This window comes from Streptomyces sp. CB01881 (genome assembly GCF_002953255.1).
In the GTDB taxonomy this organism is placed as follows: domain Bacteria; phylum Actinomycetota; class Actinomycetes; order Streptomycetales; family Streptomycetaceae; genus Kitasatospora.
Genome location: NZ_CP026498.1, coordinates 479870 through 493861 on the forward strand (window position 1 = coordinate 479870; position 13992 = coordinate 493861).

Annotated in this window: 13 protein-coding genes; 9 read left to right on the plus strand and 4 right to left on the minus strand. The window is 75.2% G+C overall.

Translation table 11 applies throughout. The features are described 5' to 3' along the window. The first annotated feature begins 11 nt into the window (after nucleotides 1-11). Entirely contained in the window at nucleotides 12-776 is a 765-nt protein-coding gene (locus C2142_RS02305; RefSeq protein ID WP_148640832.1) for an ABC transporter permease, read from the plus strand. A 120-nt stretch (nucleotides 777-896) separates the two neighbouring features. Here C2142_RS02305 and C2142_RS02310 read toward each other — a convergent pair whose 3' ends face one another. From C2142_RS02310 to C2142_RS02330, 4 genes are all read right to left on the minus strand, one after another. Next, the gene (locus C2142_RS02310; protein WP_241002325.1) at nucleotides 897-2195 is read right to left on the minus strand and encodes a PLP-dependent aminotransferase family protein; all 1299 of its coding nucleotides are present in this window, start codon (nucleotides 2193-2195) and stop codon (nucleotides 897-899) included. Between the two features lie 155 nt (nucleotides 2196-2350). Then, on the minus strand, nucleotides 2351-3289 hold the full coding sequence (locus tag C2142_RS02320) for an alpha/beta hydrolase (protein WP_148640833.1): 939 nt from the start codon (nucleotides 3287-3289) through the stop codon (nucleotides 2351-2353). 164 nt (nucleotides 3290-3453) lie between these two features. Beyond that, nucleotides 3454-4224 (minus strand): methyltransferase domain-containing protein, encoded by a 771-nt coding sequence (locus tag C2142_RS02325; protein WP_148640834.1) that lies wholly within the window; start codon nucleotides 4222-4224, stop codon nucleotides 3454-3456. 177 nt (nucleotides 4225-4401) lie between these two features. Beyond that, on the minus strand, nucleotides 4402-5493 hold the full coding sequence (locus tag C2142_RS02330; protein ID WP_148640835.1) for an alpha-hydroxy acid oxidase: 1092 nt from the start codon (nucleotides 5491-5493) through the stop codon (nucleotides 4402-4404). Nucleotides 5494-5670: 177 nt separating this feature from the next. Here C2142_RS02330 and C2142_RS02335 point away from each other — a divergent pair, with 177 nt between their 5' ends. The 8 genes from C2142_RS02335 to hppD all read left to right on the plus strand — a co-directional run bounded on the left by C2142_RS02335 (nucleotide 5671) and on the right by hppD (nucleotide 13990). Continuing rightward, entirely contained in the window at nucleotides 5671-7095 is a 1425-nt protein-coding gene (locus tag C2142_RS02335; RefSeq protein WP_241002326.1) for a fatty acid--CoA ligase family protein, read from the plus strand. Nucleotides 7096-7297: 202 nt separating this feature from the next. After that, nucleotides 7298-7573 (plus strand): acyl carrier protein, encoded by a 276-nt coding sequence (locus tag C2142_RS02340; RefSeq protein WP_148640836.1) that lies wholly within the window; start codon nucleotides 7298-7300, stop codon nucleotides 7571-7573. After that, complete coding sequence (locus tag C2142_RS02345) at nucleotides 7570-7860, plus strand: acyl carrier protein (protein WP_148640837.1); 291 nt, start codon at nucleotides 7570-7572, stop codon at nucleotides 7858-7860. The genes C2142_RS02340 and C2142_RS02345 overlap by 4 nt, the downstream gene beginning before the upstream one ends. Then, nucleotides 7857-9044 (plus strand): beta-ketoacyl synthase N-terminal-like domain-containing protein, encoded by a 1188-nt coding sequence (locus C2142_RS02350; protein WP_148640838.1) that lies wholly within the window; start codon nucleotides 7857-7859, stop codon nucleotides 9042-9044. The genes C2142_RS02345 and C2142_RS02350 overlap by 4 nt, the downstream gene beginning before the upstream one ends. Then, complete coding sequence (locus tag C2142_RS02355; protein WP_194235748.1) at nucleotides 9041-9688, plus strand: beta-ketoacyl synthase N-terminal-like domain-containing protein; 648 nt, start codon at nucleotides 9041-9043, stop codon at nucleotides 9686-9688. The genes C2142_RS02350 and C2142_RS02355 overlap by 4 nt, the downstream gene beginning before the upstream one ends. A gap of 205 nt (nucleotides 9689-9893) precedes the next feature. Beyond that, nucleotides 9894-11513 (plus strand): class I adenylate-forming enzyme family protein, encoded by a 1620-nt coding sequence (locus C2142_RS02360; RefSeq protein WP_148640839.1) that lies wholly within the window; start codon nucleotides 9894-9896, stop codon nucleotides 11511-11513. Continuing rightward, entirely contained in the window at nucleotides 11510-12787 is a 1278-nt protein-coding gene (locus tag C2142_RS02365) for a beta-ketoacyl-[acyl-carrier-protein] synthase family protein (RefSeq protein ID WP_148640840.1), read from the plus strand. The genes C2142_RS02360 and C2142_RS02365 overlap by 4 nt, the downstream gene beginning before the upstream one ends. 84 nt (nucleotides 12788-12871) lie before the next feature. Continuing rightward, complete coding sequence (gene hppD, locus C2142_RS02370; protein WP_148640841.1) at nucleotides 12872-13990, plus strand: 4-hydroxyphenylpyruvate dioxygenase; 1119 nt, start codon at nucleotides 12872-12874, stop codon at nucleotides 13988-13990. The last annotated feature ends 2 nt before the right edge of the window (nucleotides 13991-13992 follow it).

Sequence of the window (13992 nt, forward strand, 5' to 3'; positions counted from 1 at the left end):
AAGGGGCTCCCATGAAGCTCGCCCGCGACACCTGGCTGGTCTTCCAGCGTCAGCTGCTGCTGATGTGGCGGACTCCGGTCTGGATCGCCGTCGGGGTGATCCAGCCGATCTTCTACCTGCTGCTCTTCGCACCGCTGCTCAAGAAGGTGCTGGCACCGATGGGCGCCACCACCTACGCCGAGGCCTACCAGGTGTACGTGCCCGGCTTGTTGGCGGTGCTCTGCATCTTCGGCGGCCTCTACACCGGCTTCAGCCTGCTCGGCGAGCTGAAGGCCGGCATCATCGAGCGGGCCCGGGTGACCCCGGTCAGCCGGCTGGCGCTGCTGCTCGGCCGGGCACTGCGCGAGACGGTGGCACTGCTGGTCCAGGCCGTCATCATCACCCTGGTCGCGCTGCCGTTCGGCCTGCGGGTCGGCCCGGTGGACCTGCTGCTGGCCTACCTGCTGCTGGGCCTGCTGGCCCTGATGACCTCGGCGATCTCCTACGGCATCGCCCTGCTGCTCCCTGCGGACGAGGCGATGGCCCCGGTGGTGAACACCATCGCGCAGCCGATCGCGCTGCTCTCCGGGGTGCTGCTGCCGCTGGCGCTCGCGCCGATGTGGCTGCAGTCGATGGCCAAGTGGAACCCCTTCTACTGGGCCGTGGAGGGCATGCGGGCGCTGTTCTCGGGACACGTCGGCGACAGCGTGGTCTGGCAGGGGCTGCTGGTCGTCGTGCTGATGACGGTCGCGGCGGTGTACTGGTCGGCACGGCTGTTCTCCACCCGGGTGCGCTGAGGCCCGGCCGGCGGCTTCGGGCGGGCGGTACGGGGGCGGGGGCGGGACCACTGTGGTCCCGCCCCCGCCCCCGTACCGCCGGCCGTCTCCGGATCGCCGGTCGCCCCCGCTCCGCAGGTGTCACTCGTCCGGATCGGGCGCGGCCTCCTCGCGGACGAAGCGGGCCAGCGCGGCCACCCCGTCCACGATCTGACGTTCCGTCATAGAACTGACGGAGAGCCGTAGCCTGCGCTCTCCCCCGCCGGCGGGGTAGAACGGCGCCATCGGCGTCCAGAGCACGCCGTGGTCCCGGGCGCACCGCTCCATGGCCGCGTCGTCGGCCGCGAAGGGCACCGTCAGGACGGCGAAGAAGCCGCCCTCCGGCCGGTTCCAGGACACCCCCAGCCGGCGGCGTTCCGAGGCGGGGAAGTGCAGCTCCAACTCCCGCAGCAGAACGGTCAGGTTGGCCGCGTAGTGGGCCGTCGCCGCGGCGTTGGCGGCACGCAGACGGCAGTCGTGGCGCAGCAGCATGCCGCCGATCACGGCCTGGCTGAGCGCGGGCGTGTTGACCGTCGTCATGCTCTTCAGCTTCGCCAGCTCGTCCGCCAGCAACGAGCGCCGCCCGCCGGGCCCGGCCACCTCCTGGTCGGCCACGACGTAGCCGAGGCGGGCACCGGGGAAGCAGGTCTTGGCGAAGGAGCCGAGGTAGACGACCTGGCGGCGGCGGTCCAGCGCCTTCAGCGTGGGCCGCTCGCCCGGCCTGCGGGCGAAGAAGCCGTACGGGTTGTCCTCGACGACCAGCAGGCCCTCCTCGGCCGCCGCGTCCAGCAGCCGGGCCCTGGCGGGGAGCGGCATGCTGGCGCCGGACGGGTTGGCGAAGTCGGGGACGACGTACAGCGCGCGCGGACGCCGCCCCGCGGCCCGCACGGCGCGGGCGGCGGTACGGACGGTCTCCGGGTCGGGCCCGCCGTCGGGGCCCTCCGGCACCGGGACGGTGGTCAGGTCCAGCAGCCGGGCGGCGCCGGTCACGCCGACGTAGCAGGGCGAGCTGACCAGCAGGACGTCGTCCGGGCCCGCGCAGAGGGCGCGCAGCGTCAGCAGCATGCCCTCCTGGGCCCCGACGGTCAGCACCAGGGCCTCGGGCGGGACGGCGAGGCCCTCGTCGTTGGCGAGGGTCCGGGCGACCAGGTCGGCGATGATGCCCTTGGTCGGCCCGTACTGGAAGAGCGTGGTGCGGACGGCGTCCCGGCCCGCGCCGGCGGCCGCCAGGTGGTCGAGGTAGGCGTCCAGGTAGGTGTGGACGTCCTCCGGTTCGAAGAAGCCCTCGTACGGGCGGCCGGGAGCGAAGGACACGGCCCCGGGGTAGCGGGTGGTGACCTCGTTGAGGAAGGTCATCGCGTCCAGCAGCGGGTCCGCGAGGGAGGCGTGCAGCTCTTCCAACGCCAGCGGCGGGACCGGATCCGGCGCGCCTGTGGGCTCAGGGACGCCCGTGGACCCGGGCACTCCTGTGGACGCAGGGACGCCCGTGGACCCGGGCACGCCTGTGGACGCAGGGGCGCCCGCCGGATGGACCGTGCCCGGCAGCTCGGGCGCGCTCACCGGAGGGCCTCGCGCAGCCGCTCGGCGGCGTACTGCTGGGCGGCGGCGGCCGCGTCGAGGACGCCCGTCATGGCGAAGAAGCCGTGCGGCATACCCGCGTACCGCCGGGACTCGACGACGACGCCCGCCGCCCGCAGCGCCTCGGCGTAGTGCTCGCCCTCGTCCCGCAGCGGGTCGTACTCGGCGGTGATCACGGTGGCGGGCGGCAGGCCGGCGAGGCTCGGGGCGCGCAGGGGGGAGGCGTGCGGGTGGTCGCCGTCGGCGGGGTCGGCGAGGTAGTGGCCCCAGTACCAGGCGACCGAGCGGCGGTTGAAGAGCGCCGGGTCGTCGTGTTCGCGCAGCGAGGCGGTGTCCGCCCGGTGGTCGGTGTTCGGGTAGACGAGCAGCTGGTGGCGCAGGGCCGGTCCGCCCTCGTCACGGGCGAGCAGGGTGAGGGCGGCGGCGAGGTTGCCGCCCGCGCTGTCGCCACCGACGGCCAGGCGCTGCGGGTCGATGCCGAGGTCCGCGGCGTGCCCGGCCAGCCAGTGGGCGGCGGCGCGGCAGTCGTGGACGGCGGCGGGGAAGGGGTGCTCGGGGGCCAGGCGGTAGCCGACCGAGGCCGTGACGCAGCCGACGGCGTTGGTGAGGCGGCGGCAGATCGCGTCGCTGGTGTCCGGCGAGCCGAGGGTCCAGCCCCCGCCGAAGAGGTAGAGCAGGGCCGGGAGCGCCGCGCCGCCGGCCTGCTCGGGGCGGTAGAGACGCAGGGTCAGTTCGCCGGCCGGGCCGGGAATGCGGTGCTCCTCCACGGCGGCGACGGGTTCGGGGGTGCCGGCGGCAGCCCGGATGTCGGCGAGGTCGGCGGCTCTGGCCTGGGCCGGGGTGAGGGTGTAGAGCGGTGGCGTGCCCGCCTGCGCGCGGCGCTCGCGCAGCGCTTGGGCCTGGGGGTGAAGTGGCATGGATCGTCCCATCGGACTGGGGGTTCGCGCACCCGGGGTCGGCCGCTCGGGGTCGGCCGCTCGGGGCCGACGGCCGGGGATCGGCGGTTCGGAGCCTACGGCCCGGGGTCGGCGATTCGGGGTCAAGGTTTCGGGCTCAGGGGGTGGGGATCGGGGACTCCGGGTCAGCGGTCCGCCTCGACGTAGATCGTCTCGTCCGTGCGGAACGCGGTGTCGAGGTCGGCGACGTCGGCGCGGCCGCCCTGGCGGTAGGCGCAGTGACGGATCTGCCCCGACTCGAAGCCCGCCCGGGTGAGGACGTGGCGCAGCTCGTCGAGGTCGTAGATCCACTGGTGGCCGTAGTGGCGGAAGATCTGGTTGACGAGGAAGGCCGGGCGGTCGGGCATCGGCGGGCCGAAGCCCATGGTGGTGAGGCGGCGGCGGTGCTTGGCGAGGAAGCCGTCGTTGGTGGCGTAGCCGACCAGGTAGCGGGCCAGGTCGGGGGTGGTGAGGCGCAGGACGCCCCCGGGGCGCAGCACACGCCGGGCCTCCCGCAGCCAGCCGACGGCGACCGGCAGGGTGACGTGCTCGATCAGGTGCTCGGCGTAGACCCAGTCGACGCTGGCGTCGGCGAAGGGCAGCGGCCGGCCGATGTCGAGCTGGGTGAACCAGCGGTCGCCGTCGACGCGGTAGAGGGTGCCCGGCTCGGTGACGGTGTCGGGGCTGGTCAGGGCGGTGAGGTCGGTGCCGAGGCCGGCCGGGTGGGCCGTCCGGAAGGCGGCGAACTCAATGCCGGTCAGACCGAGTTCGCGGAAGTCGTGGTGGTCGTACGGGAGCCGGTCGGCCGGTTCGAGGGTCTTGCAGGTGGCGACCCGGTCGCTGACCTCGTCGAGGCGGGCGGCGAGGCCCTCGGGGTCGTCCCAGTCCCAGCCGGGGAAGGCGTCCTGGTTCTTCATGGCGTCGGTCCTTCTGTCGGGGCTGTACGAGCTGCAGGAGCTGTCGGGCTGTGGTCGGGTGGCACGTCAGGCGGCGCATCGGCGCGGGCGGCGCGTCGGGCAGGCGACGTCGGGCGGGCGGCTCATCGGGCGCGCCGCGCTCCTCGGCGGGCAGCCCTTCGGGCAGCCGGGCCGTGGTCAGACGGGCCAGGGTGCGAGGACCGAGCGGTCCAGGGCGGCGGGCATGGGGCGGCCCAACAGGGCCAGCGTGTGCTCCAGTTCGTCGCGGAGCAGGCCGAGGACGCGGGCCACGCCGTCCTCTCCCCCAGTGGCGAGCCCCCAGAGCACCGGGCGGCCGACCAGCACGGCGCGGGCGCCGAGGGCGAGTGCGACCGCGATGTCGGTGCCGGTGCGGACGCCGCCGTCGAGCAGGGCCGGCACCTCCGGCGGGAGGGCGGCGGCGACCTCGGGGAGGGCGGCGAGGGCGGGCAGCGCGCCGTCCAGCTGGCGGCCGCCGTGGTTGGAGACCACGACGGCGTCCACCCCGTGCTCGGCGGCGAGCCGGGCGTCCTCGGCTGTCAGAACGCCCTTGAGGACCAGCGGGAGGCGGGTGCGTTCGCGCAGCCAGGCCAGGTCCGCCCAGGTCAGGGTGGGGTCGAACTGTTCCAGCGCATGGTCGGCGATGCCGGAGGAGCCGGCGCCGGCCCGGTGGCTGGCGGCCATCAGCTCCGGGTCGAGGTTGACGGCGCGGATCTGCGGCGGGACGGCGAACCCGTTGCGCAGGTCGCGCAGGCGCCGGCCTATCCGGGGGGCGTCCACGGTCAGCATCAGGGCGGTGAAGCCGGCCGCCTCGGCGCGTTCGATCAGCGCGGCGAGCGCGTCGCGGCGGCGCAGCCAGTAGAGCTGGAGCCAGAGCGGCCCGGTGGCCGCGGCGGCGATGGATTCGAGGGTGCGGCTGGCGAAGATCCCGGCGACGAGCAGCGCGCCGGCCCGTCCGGCTGCCCGGGCGGTCGCCGTCTCGCCGTCCGGATCGACCAGCCGGTGGTAGGCCATCGGGGCAATCCCGACCGGGAGTTGGAGGTCGGATCCGAGCAGCCGCACGGCGGTCGAGCAGGCGGAGACGTCGACGAGCGTGCGCGGCCGCAGTGCGTGGCGGCCGAACATTTCCCGGTTCCCCGCGAGGGTGCGTTCCGCTTCGCTGCCACCCTCGATGAAGTCCCATATTTCTGGTGGAAGTTGGGCGCGTGCAGCGCGCTCGATCCCGGCCAGCGTGAGCAGTCCCACGGGCATCCTCGCTCCCGGACGGCCGCGCTCGGACCAGTCCCGGTTCCGCAGCGTAGGAGGTCCGCACCAGATTGGTATAGACCTTGATTTGACCAATCGTCTGTGCAAAGGTCTGGCAACGGAATTGACCGTATTGGTTGAGAACGGCGTCCATGTCAAATCTCCTCACTGCGTGGAGTGGCGTTGACCGGCATTTCCCTCTCATCACTTCCGCCCTCTTCACCGCCGCACGCCGACGCCCCCCACCACTGGGTGGAACGGTTGCTGCTGGCCGGCCCCGGGGGCGAGGAGTGCCTTCACTTCGGCACACCCGTCGACCGTGACGCGCTGCGCGCCCTGGTCGGCGAGCAGGTCGAGCGGCTGGCCGCGGCCGGCCTGGTGCCGGGCGGAACGGCCGCACTGCGGCTGCCGCCCTCACTGGGCTTCGTCGCCGCTCTGCTGGCCTGCTGGCAACTGCGCGCCCAGGTGGCCCTGCTGGACCACCGGCTGACCGACCACGAGGTCGACCTCGCGGTCGGACGGCTGGCCCCGCAGGTGCTGGTAGGGTCCGAGCACCGGACCTCGGCGGCGCTGCGCGGCTTCTCCGAGGTCGATCCGGTGGCCGTCCGGCTGCCGGGCGGGCGACCGGCGGCCACCGGCCACGTGCTGGTCCAGCTCAGCTCCGGATCCACCGGTCCGGCCAAGGTCATCGCCCGCACCGCCGGCGACCTCGTCCGTGAACTCACCTGCTACCGAAAGCTGGTGGACTTCCCGGGCGAGGGCGATCGGGTGGTGCTGCTCTCCTCGGTGGTGCACGTGCTCGGACTGGTCGGCGGACTGCTGAACAGCCTGCACGCCCGCGCACCGCTGACCGTGCCGGCCCGGATGACGGCCGCGGGCATCCTCGCCGCCGTCGCCGCGGAACGGGAACGGCCGACCACCGTGATCGGCGTCCCCTTCCACGCCGAACTGCTGGCCGGCGCGGCCTCGCCACCCCCGTTGCCCCGGCTGCGGCGGATGGTGGTGGCCGGGGAGCTGGTCCGCCCGGGCCTGCCGGCCGCCTTCACCGCGGCGTACGGCGTCCCGCTGGGCACCATGTACGGGATGACCGAACTCGGCGTCATCGCCACCGACCTGACCGGCCGACTGCACCCGGCCAAACAGCCGGTGGACGGCATGGACCTCCGGCTGGTGGACGGGGAGTTGCAGATCGGGACGGCCGCCTCGCCGTACCCCGGCCTGGACGACCCGACCCGCTGGTCGGACGGCTGGCTGCACACCCGGGACGCCGCGGTCCTGGAGCCGGCCACCGGGCTGGTCACCGTGCTCGGCCGCCGGGACTCGCAGGTCTCGATCGGCGGGCTCAAGGTGGACCTCACCGAGGTCGAGCAGACCCTGGCGGCCCTGCCGGAGGTCCGCGAGGCCGTGGTGGTCTTCGACGAGGGCGCCATCGAGGCGTACCTCGCCGCCGAGGACGGTGCGGACCACACGCTCGTCCAGGAGCGGCTGGTCCGGGAGCTCGCCGCCTACAAGCGGCCCCGCCGGCTGGCCTTCCTGCCGCAGCTGCCGCGCACCGCCACCGGGAAGCTGCTGCGCGACCCGGCCGTCCTGCGGGCGGCCGCCCGCTGAACCGCGGTTCCCCGCCGAACCCGGTCCGCCCACCCGCCCGAACGCAGTATCCGCATTGCCCTTCCCGGCCGGGCCGACGCGAATACCCCTCCGTCCCCGCGGCACCTTCACCGCGGGACCGGAGCGGCCCTCCCGTCGCACCCGAACGGAATTCCCCGACGAACCGCACGCGCCGCCGCGTGCAGGCACCAAGGAGCACACCATGCAGGACCGCATCCGCGAGTTCGTCCTCGCCGCGCTGGCCGAGATGCAGTACGACGTCTCCGAGGTCACCGGCGACACCGACCTCGGCCCGGCCGGGCTCGACCTGGAGTCGCTCGCCCTCGCCGACCTCTCCGTGCAGGTCGAGGACGAGTTCGGGGTCAAGTTCGACCTGGACGAGATGGAGAGCACCGCGCTGATGACGCTGGACCAGTTCACCGCCGACGTCGCCGAGCGCGTCGCCGCTTCCACGGCCACCTCGGGCAGCCCGGCGTGACCGGCCCCGGCCTCCCCGACCGGGCCGAGGTGGTGGAGATCCTGGCGGCGTTCGGGCAGCGCGCCGCCGACTCCGTTCCCGAGGAGCTCGGATCACTCGAACTCACCTGGCTGATCGCCGAGTTCGAGCAGCGCTACGGCATCGAAGCGGACCTCGACGACGAAGCTTTCGAGGCGATCCGGACCGTGGACGACGCCACCGCGGTACTCCGCGCCGCCGTCCTGGCCGACGCCGCGAGCGCGCCGGCCGCGCCCGTTCCCGCGACGCCCGGGGCCGCACCGTCATGACCGGCCACGCCCCGCCCGTCACCGGCACCGCCGTCCGGCCCGTGGTCACCGGTGTCGGCGTGCTCAGCGCGGCCGGCACCGGGCTCGGCGCGCTCGCCGAGGCCGCCGCCCACGGCAAGGCCGCCTTCACCACGGTGACCCGGTTCGACGTCTCCGCCCGCCGCACCACCCGGGCCGCGCTGCTGCCCGAGCCGACGGGGCTGGCCGACGCCGTACTGGACGCCGTGGACCAGGCCTGCCGCCAGGCCGGCCTGCCCGCCGGGGCCACCGAGCACGCCGGGGCCACTGCACTCGCCGATCCCACCGGGGACGCCGGCCCGGGCGACCCGGGCATGCCCGTCCTGCTCGCGCTCCACAGCGACCTGCGCACCCGGGCGGTCACCACGGCCGTCGCCACCGGGGCGGCCGCCGTGTGGGGGGTCCCGGGCGTCACCCGGGTCTACACCGGTGCCTGCGTCGCGGCCGGCACCGCGGTGGCCGACGCCGCCGCGCTGGTCGCCGCCGGGCGGCACCCCCGGGTGCTGGTCGCGGCCGGGCACCTGGTCGAGCCGGGCGTCTTCGCGGCCTTCGACGCGGGCCGGGCGCTCTCCCGCGACGGCGAGCTGCGCCCGTTCAGCGCGGGCCGCACCGGCACCCTGCTCGGCGACGCGGCGGCGGCCGTGGTCGTCGAGGCCGAGCCCGCAGCCGAGCGGCGCGGCGCGACCGTGCTCGCCCGGCTGGCCGGCTGGGGCCGGACCGGCGACGCCCATCATGTCTGCCGCCCCGAGCCGGACGGCGGGGGCGCGGCGCGGGCCGTCCAGGCCGCACTCGCCCGGGCCGGCGTCGGCCCGGCGGAGATCGGCTACGTCAACGCCAACGGCACCGGCTCGCCACTGGCCGACCGGGCCGAGGCGAGTGCCCTGCGCCGGGTCTTCGGGGCGCACGCCGAACGGCTGCCGGTGAGCTCCAGCAAGTCCGTCCACGGCCACGCCCTGGAGGCCTCCGCACTCCTCGAACTGGCCGTCACCATAGCCACGTTGAGCGACGGCAGACTGCCGGTCAACGCCGGCTGGCTCGGCCCGGACCCGGACGTCGGCCTCGACCTCGTCCTCGACGGCCCGCGCACCGCCGGGCCGCGCTACGCGCTCACCCTCAACTCCGCGTTCGGCGGCGCCAACACCGCACTCCTGGTGGCCGCCCGATGACCGAGCTGCGCATCCTCTCCCAGGCCCGCTGGCCGGACCCCGAGCGCGCCGACCCCGACCTGCCCGACCGGCTGCCCCCGGTCCCCGGCTTCTCCGCCTCCTCCTTCAACCCGCTGGTCGCCGAGGCCGCCGAGCGCTGCCTGCGCGCCCGCCACGGCGCCGCCCCGGCGCCCGGCCGGACCGCCCTGCTGCTGGCCAGCGCCAGCGGCGACCGCGCCACCGCCCGGGCCATCGACGAGGCCGCGTCCTCCGGTCGGCGGGTGCCTCCGCTGCTGTTCTTCCAGTCCAACCCGAACGCCGTCCTCGGGCACATCGCCGCCCGCTGGGGACTGACCGGGCCCGTGGTGGCGATCAGCCCGGTGGAGGCGCCGCCGGGCGGGCTGCCGCAGGACGCACTCGACCTCGCCGCCCTGCTCCTCGCGGACGGCGACGCCGACCACGTCCTGATCGTCGCCGCGGAACAGGCCGACCCCGGCCCCGGCGAACGCGCCGACACCTCCGAACCGGGCAGCACCGAACCGGCCGACGCCGCCGAACCGGGCGCCTCCGAACCGGGCCATGCCTCCGGGCAGGCGGCCACCGGACCGGACGACGGCAGGACCGGCACGGACCGGGCCGTCGCCGTCCTCGTCACCACCGCCTGACCGCACGCAGCACCCCGCACCACCGTCACCCGGGACCACCGTCACCCGAGAGCACCGCCACACCACTGCCCCCGGCCGCGCCGCCGTCACCCGGGCGCACAGCAGCACCACCCGAGCGCACACCGTCACCCCGCACCCGCGCGAGCGGCCCCGCACGCCGCGTCCCGCCGCAGTACGCCCAGCACCATGGGAAGGATCCACCACCGTGAGCATCCGCAGTATCCGCACCCTCCTGGCGGACGACCCGGACGTCGGCGCCGGCAACGTCCTGTCCAGCCGGCTGGCCCTGGGCCCCGGCCTGGACGAACCGCTGCTGACCTTCGACACCCCGGTGGACGACCACGCCGCCTGGCAGCCCTTCACCCTGCACGAGCTGGACCGCGCCGTCCGGGCCCGCGCCGCCGCGCTGCACGCGCTCGGCGTCGGCCGCCGCGACCCGGTGGTGGTGTACGCGTCCGACGCCGCCGAGCACGTGCTCGCCTTCCTCGCGCTCGCCCGGCTCGGCGCCATCCCGGCACTGCTCAATCCCAACCTCGACGGTGAGCGCGCCGCCCGCTACATCGCCAGGCTGGGGCCGGTCGGCATCCTCGCCGACCCGGCGCACCTGGCCGCACTGGCCGGACACGACGCCGGTGCGCCGGCGTTCCCGGAGATCTCCACGCTCGGCGCGGGTGACCCGGAGGCCGCGCCCGCGCCCTACCGGCACTGGTCGGGCGACCCGGTGGCGATCACCCACTCCTCCGGCACCACCGGGATGCCCAAGGCCGTCGTCCACTCGCACGCGAGCCTGTACGCGGCGATCCGGCACCGCCTCCGGCTGCCCCGCCCGCAGGGGCAGGACCGGATGCTCAGCGCACTGCCCGCGCCGCACGCGGCCACCCTGATCGCCCTCAACCTGGCGCTCAGCTCCCACACCCGACTCGCCGTGCTCTCCCGGCAGTCGGGGGCCGGGGTGCTGGACGCAATCGAGGACTGGCGGCCCACCGGGGTGATCGGCTTCGCCGCCACCTGGGCCGAGCTGGCCCATCACGACTTGTCCGCACGGGAGTTGGCGTCGGTCGCGCTCTGGTGGAACACCGGCGACTGCGCCCACGAGGTGCACATCCGGCGGCTGATCGCGGCCGGCAGCCGCGAGTCGGTGACCCGGGAGGGCCGGGTCCGCCTGCCCGGTTCGCTGTTCGTCGACGGCCTCGGCTCCACCGAGATGGGCCACTCGCACTTCTTCATCACCCACGGCCCCGGTACCGAGCGGTACGGCCGCTGCGTCGGCCGCCCGCACGCCTTCGTCGACTGCGAGGTCGTCGGAGCGGACGGCGAGCCGCTCGGGCCGGGCGAGGTCGGCGAACTCGCCACCTCCTCCCCCACCCTGGCGCTCGGCTACTGGAACGACTCGGCCACCACCTTCCGGACCAGGCTCCGCGGCCGCTTCCTCACCGGCGACCTGATGTACCGCGACGAGGAGGGCTACTACTACCACGTGGACCGGCTCGTCGACTCGGTCGAACTCGGCAGCGGCAAGCGGCTGTTCACCGCCATGTCGGAGGAACGCGTGCTGGCCGCCTGCCCCGACGTGGCGGACTGCACGGTGGTCGCGGTACGGGCCGGCGGGCAGGTGGTCACCGACGTGCTGCTGGTCCTGGCCCCGGGCGCCGACCCGTCGGCCGACCGCACCAAGGCGGTCACCTCCGCACTCGACGAGGCCGCCGCGGCCACCGTCCGCCAGGTGCTGGTGGTGACCGGCGACGACATCCCGCTCGGCCCGACCGGCAAGGTCCGCAAGGTGCTGCTGCGCCAGCGCCACCTCGAATCGGTGACCGGCCGGTGACGGGCCACGACAGCGGCCGGCCGGCCGCCGTGGTCACCGGCATCGGCCTGGTCACGCCGGTCGGCCGCACGTCCGCCGAGGTCTTCGGGGCGCTGGCCGCCGGCCGCTCCGGCATCCGCGCCCTGCCGGAGGGCCACGCCGCGCACGGCTGGCTCACCGCCGCCGGGCTCGCCCCGGCCGTGGACGGGCGCGAGGTGCTGCCACCGACCGAGACCCGCTGCGTGGACCGGTTCGTGCTGCTCGCCCTGGCAGCCGCCGACGACGCGCTCGCCGACGCCGGCCTGGTCGTCGGCCGGGACGCCGACCCGCACCGCACCGCCGTCGTGCTGGCCACCGGCGGCGGCGGGCTGGAGACCTTCGAGCAGCAGTCGCACCGCCGGCTGGAGCGCGGCCGGCCCGGCGTCACCCCGTACCTGCTGCCCGGCATGCTCTCCAACATGGCCACCGCCCGGATCGCCATCAAGCACGGTATCCGGGGCTTCAGTTCGGCGATCGTGACGGCCTGCGCGGCCGGTGCCCAGGCCGTCGCCGAGGGGCTGCGGCTGATCCGGGCCGGCGACGCCGACGTGGTGGTCTGCGGCGGCAGCGAGTCCTCCCTTCACCCGACGATCGCCTCCGCTTTCACCAACGCCCGTGCCCTGTCGTCCGGTTGGGACGACCCGGCGCAGGCCAGCCGGCCGTTCGACGCCCGCCGCAACGGCTTCGTGCTGGGCGAGGGAAGCGCCGTGCTGGTGCTGGAGCGGGCCGGGCACGCGGACGCCCGCGGGGCGGCCGGCTACGCCGACCTCACCGGCTGGGGGGCGTCCACCGACGCCCACCACCCGACGATGCCGCGCCCGGACGGCGAGGGCGCCGCCGACGCGATGCGCTCCGCGCTCGCCTACGCGGGCCTGGCGCCGTCCGACATCGGCTACGTCAACGCGCACGGCACCGGCACCAAGCTGGGGGACGTCGCCGAGACCGCCGCACTGCGCGCCGTCTTCGGCGAGCACGGACCCGCGGTCAGCTCCACCAAGGGCGCCACCGGTCATCTGCTGGGCGCGGCAGGGGCGTTGGAGGCTGCCGTCACCGCGCTCGCGGTGGCCCGGGGCGTGCTGCCGCCGACGGTGAACCTCACCGATCCCGACCCGGCCTGCGCGCTCGACCACGTCCGGGGCGGCGCCCGGTCCGTTCCGCTGCGGGCCGCCCTGAGCAACGCCTTCGCCTTCGGCGGCCACAACGTGAGCCTGGTCTTCGGCCCGGCGTCCACCAGGTCGGCCAGGTCCGCCGACTAGCACCCGGACCGGCCGTGTTCGGCCGTGTCGTGCCCCGACCACGCACCCAGCCACTCGTCCTTCGCCACTTCCGGGGAGATCCCGTTGCCCATCCAGTCCATCACCCATGTCGAGTTCCATTGCGCGGACGCCGACAAGGCCGCGGCCGACCTCTGCGCCGACTTCGGCTTCACGCCCGAGGAGTCCGGCCCGGAGGAGTCCGTCGCCCGCGAGTCCGGCGCCGAGCGGGCCGTATCCGAGGGGCCCGGAGCGACCGCACCCGGCGGCGTGCGCGCCGTCCACCTGCGCCAGGGTGGCATCCGACTGCGCCTGCTCTCGGCCGCCGACCCCGCCCACCCGGTCGCCGACTACGTCGCCCGGCACGGCGACGGCGTCGCGGTCATCGCGCTCGGCTGCACCGACCCGCAGGCCTCGCTGGAGCGCGCCGAGCGGCACGGCGCCCGCGTGCTGGACCGCGCCGGCCGGCTGGTGGCCGGCTTCGGCGACCTGGCCCTGCGGTTCGTGCCCCAGCCGCCGGAGACCGGGCCGGAGCCGCAGGCCGGGCAGGAACCGCAGAGCGGTCATGGCTCGGCCGGGGCCCGGTCCGCCACCGGCACCGGCACCGGCACCCTGCTGGACGCCCTCGACCACGCCGCGATCTGCGTCCCGGCCGGCGAGCTGGAGCCCGCTGTGCGGTTCTGCGAGGCCGCGCTCGGCCTGCACCGGATCTTCGGCGAGTACATCGAGGTCGGCGAGCAGGCGATGGACTCCAGCGTCGTGCAGAGCGCCTCCGGCGAGGTCACCTTCACCCTGATCGAGCCCGACACCGGCCGCCGCCCCGGCCAGATCGACACCTTCCTCGCCGACCACGGCGGCGCCGGCGTCCAGCACCTGGCCTTCCGCACCGACGACATCGCCACCGCCGTCCGGACCATCCGCGGCCGCGGCGTGGAGTTCCTCAGCACCCCGGGCGCCTACTACGACGCGCTGGCCGAGCGGCTCGGCGGCACGGCCATCCCGGTCGGGACGCTGCGCGAACTCGACGTGCTGGTCGACCAGGACCACGGCGGGCAGCTGTTCCAGATCTTCGCCCGCTCCACCCACCCGCGCCGGACGTACTTCCTGGAGCTGATCGAACGCCAGGGCGCGGGCACCTTCGGCACCGCCAACATCAAGGCGCTGTACGAGGCCGTCGAGCGCCAGAACGCCGTCGCCTCCGCCTGAAC

Coding starts and splice junctions, on each gene's coding strand:
- C2142_RS02305 (WP_148640832.1), top strand. CDS start 12: ATGAAGCTCGCCCGCGACACCTGGCTGGTCTTCCAGCGTCAGCTGCTG.
- C2142_RS02320 (WP_148640833.1), bottom strand. CDS start 3,289: ATGCCACTTCACCCCCAGGCCCAAGCGCTGCGCGAGCGCCGCGCGCAG.
- C2142_RS02325 (WP_148640834.1), bottom strand. CDS start 4,224: ATGAAGAACCAGGACGCCTTCCCCGGCTGGGACTGGGACGACCCCGAG.
- C2142_RS02330 (WP_148640835.1), bottom strand. CDS start 5,493: ATGCCCGTGGGACTGCTCACGCTGGCCGGGATCGAGCGCGCTGCACGC.
- C2142_RS02340 (WP_148640836.1), top strand. CDS start 7,298: ATGCAGGACCGCATCCGCGAGTTCGTCCTCGCCGCGCTGGCCGAGATG.
- C2142_RS02350 (WP_148640838.1), top strand. CDS start 7,857: ATGACCGGCCACGCCCCGCCCGTCACCGGCACCGCCGTCCGGCCCGTG.
- C2142_RS02355 (WP_194235748.1), top strand. CDS start 9,041: ATGACCGAGCTGCGCATCCTCTCCCAGGCCCGCTGGCCGGACCCCGAG.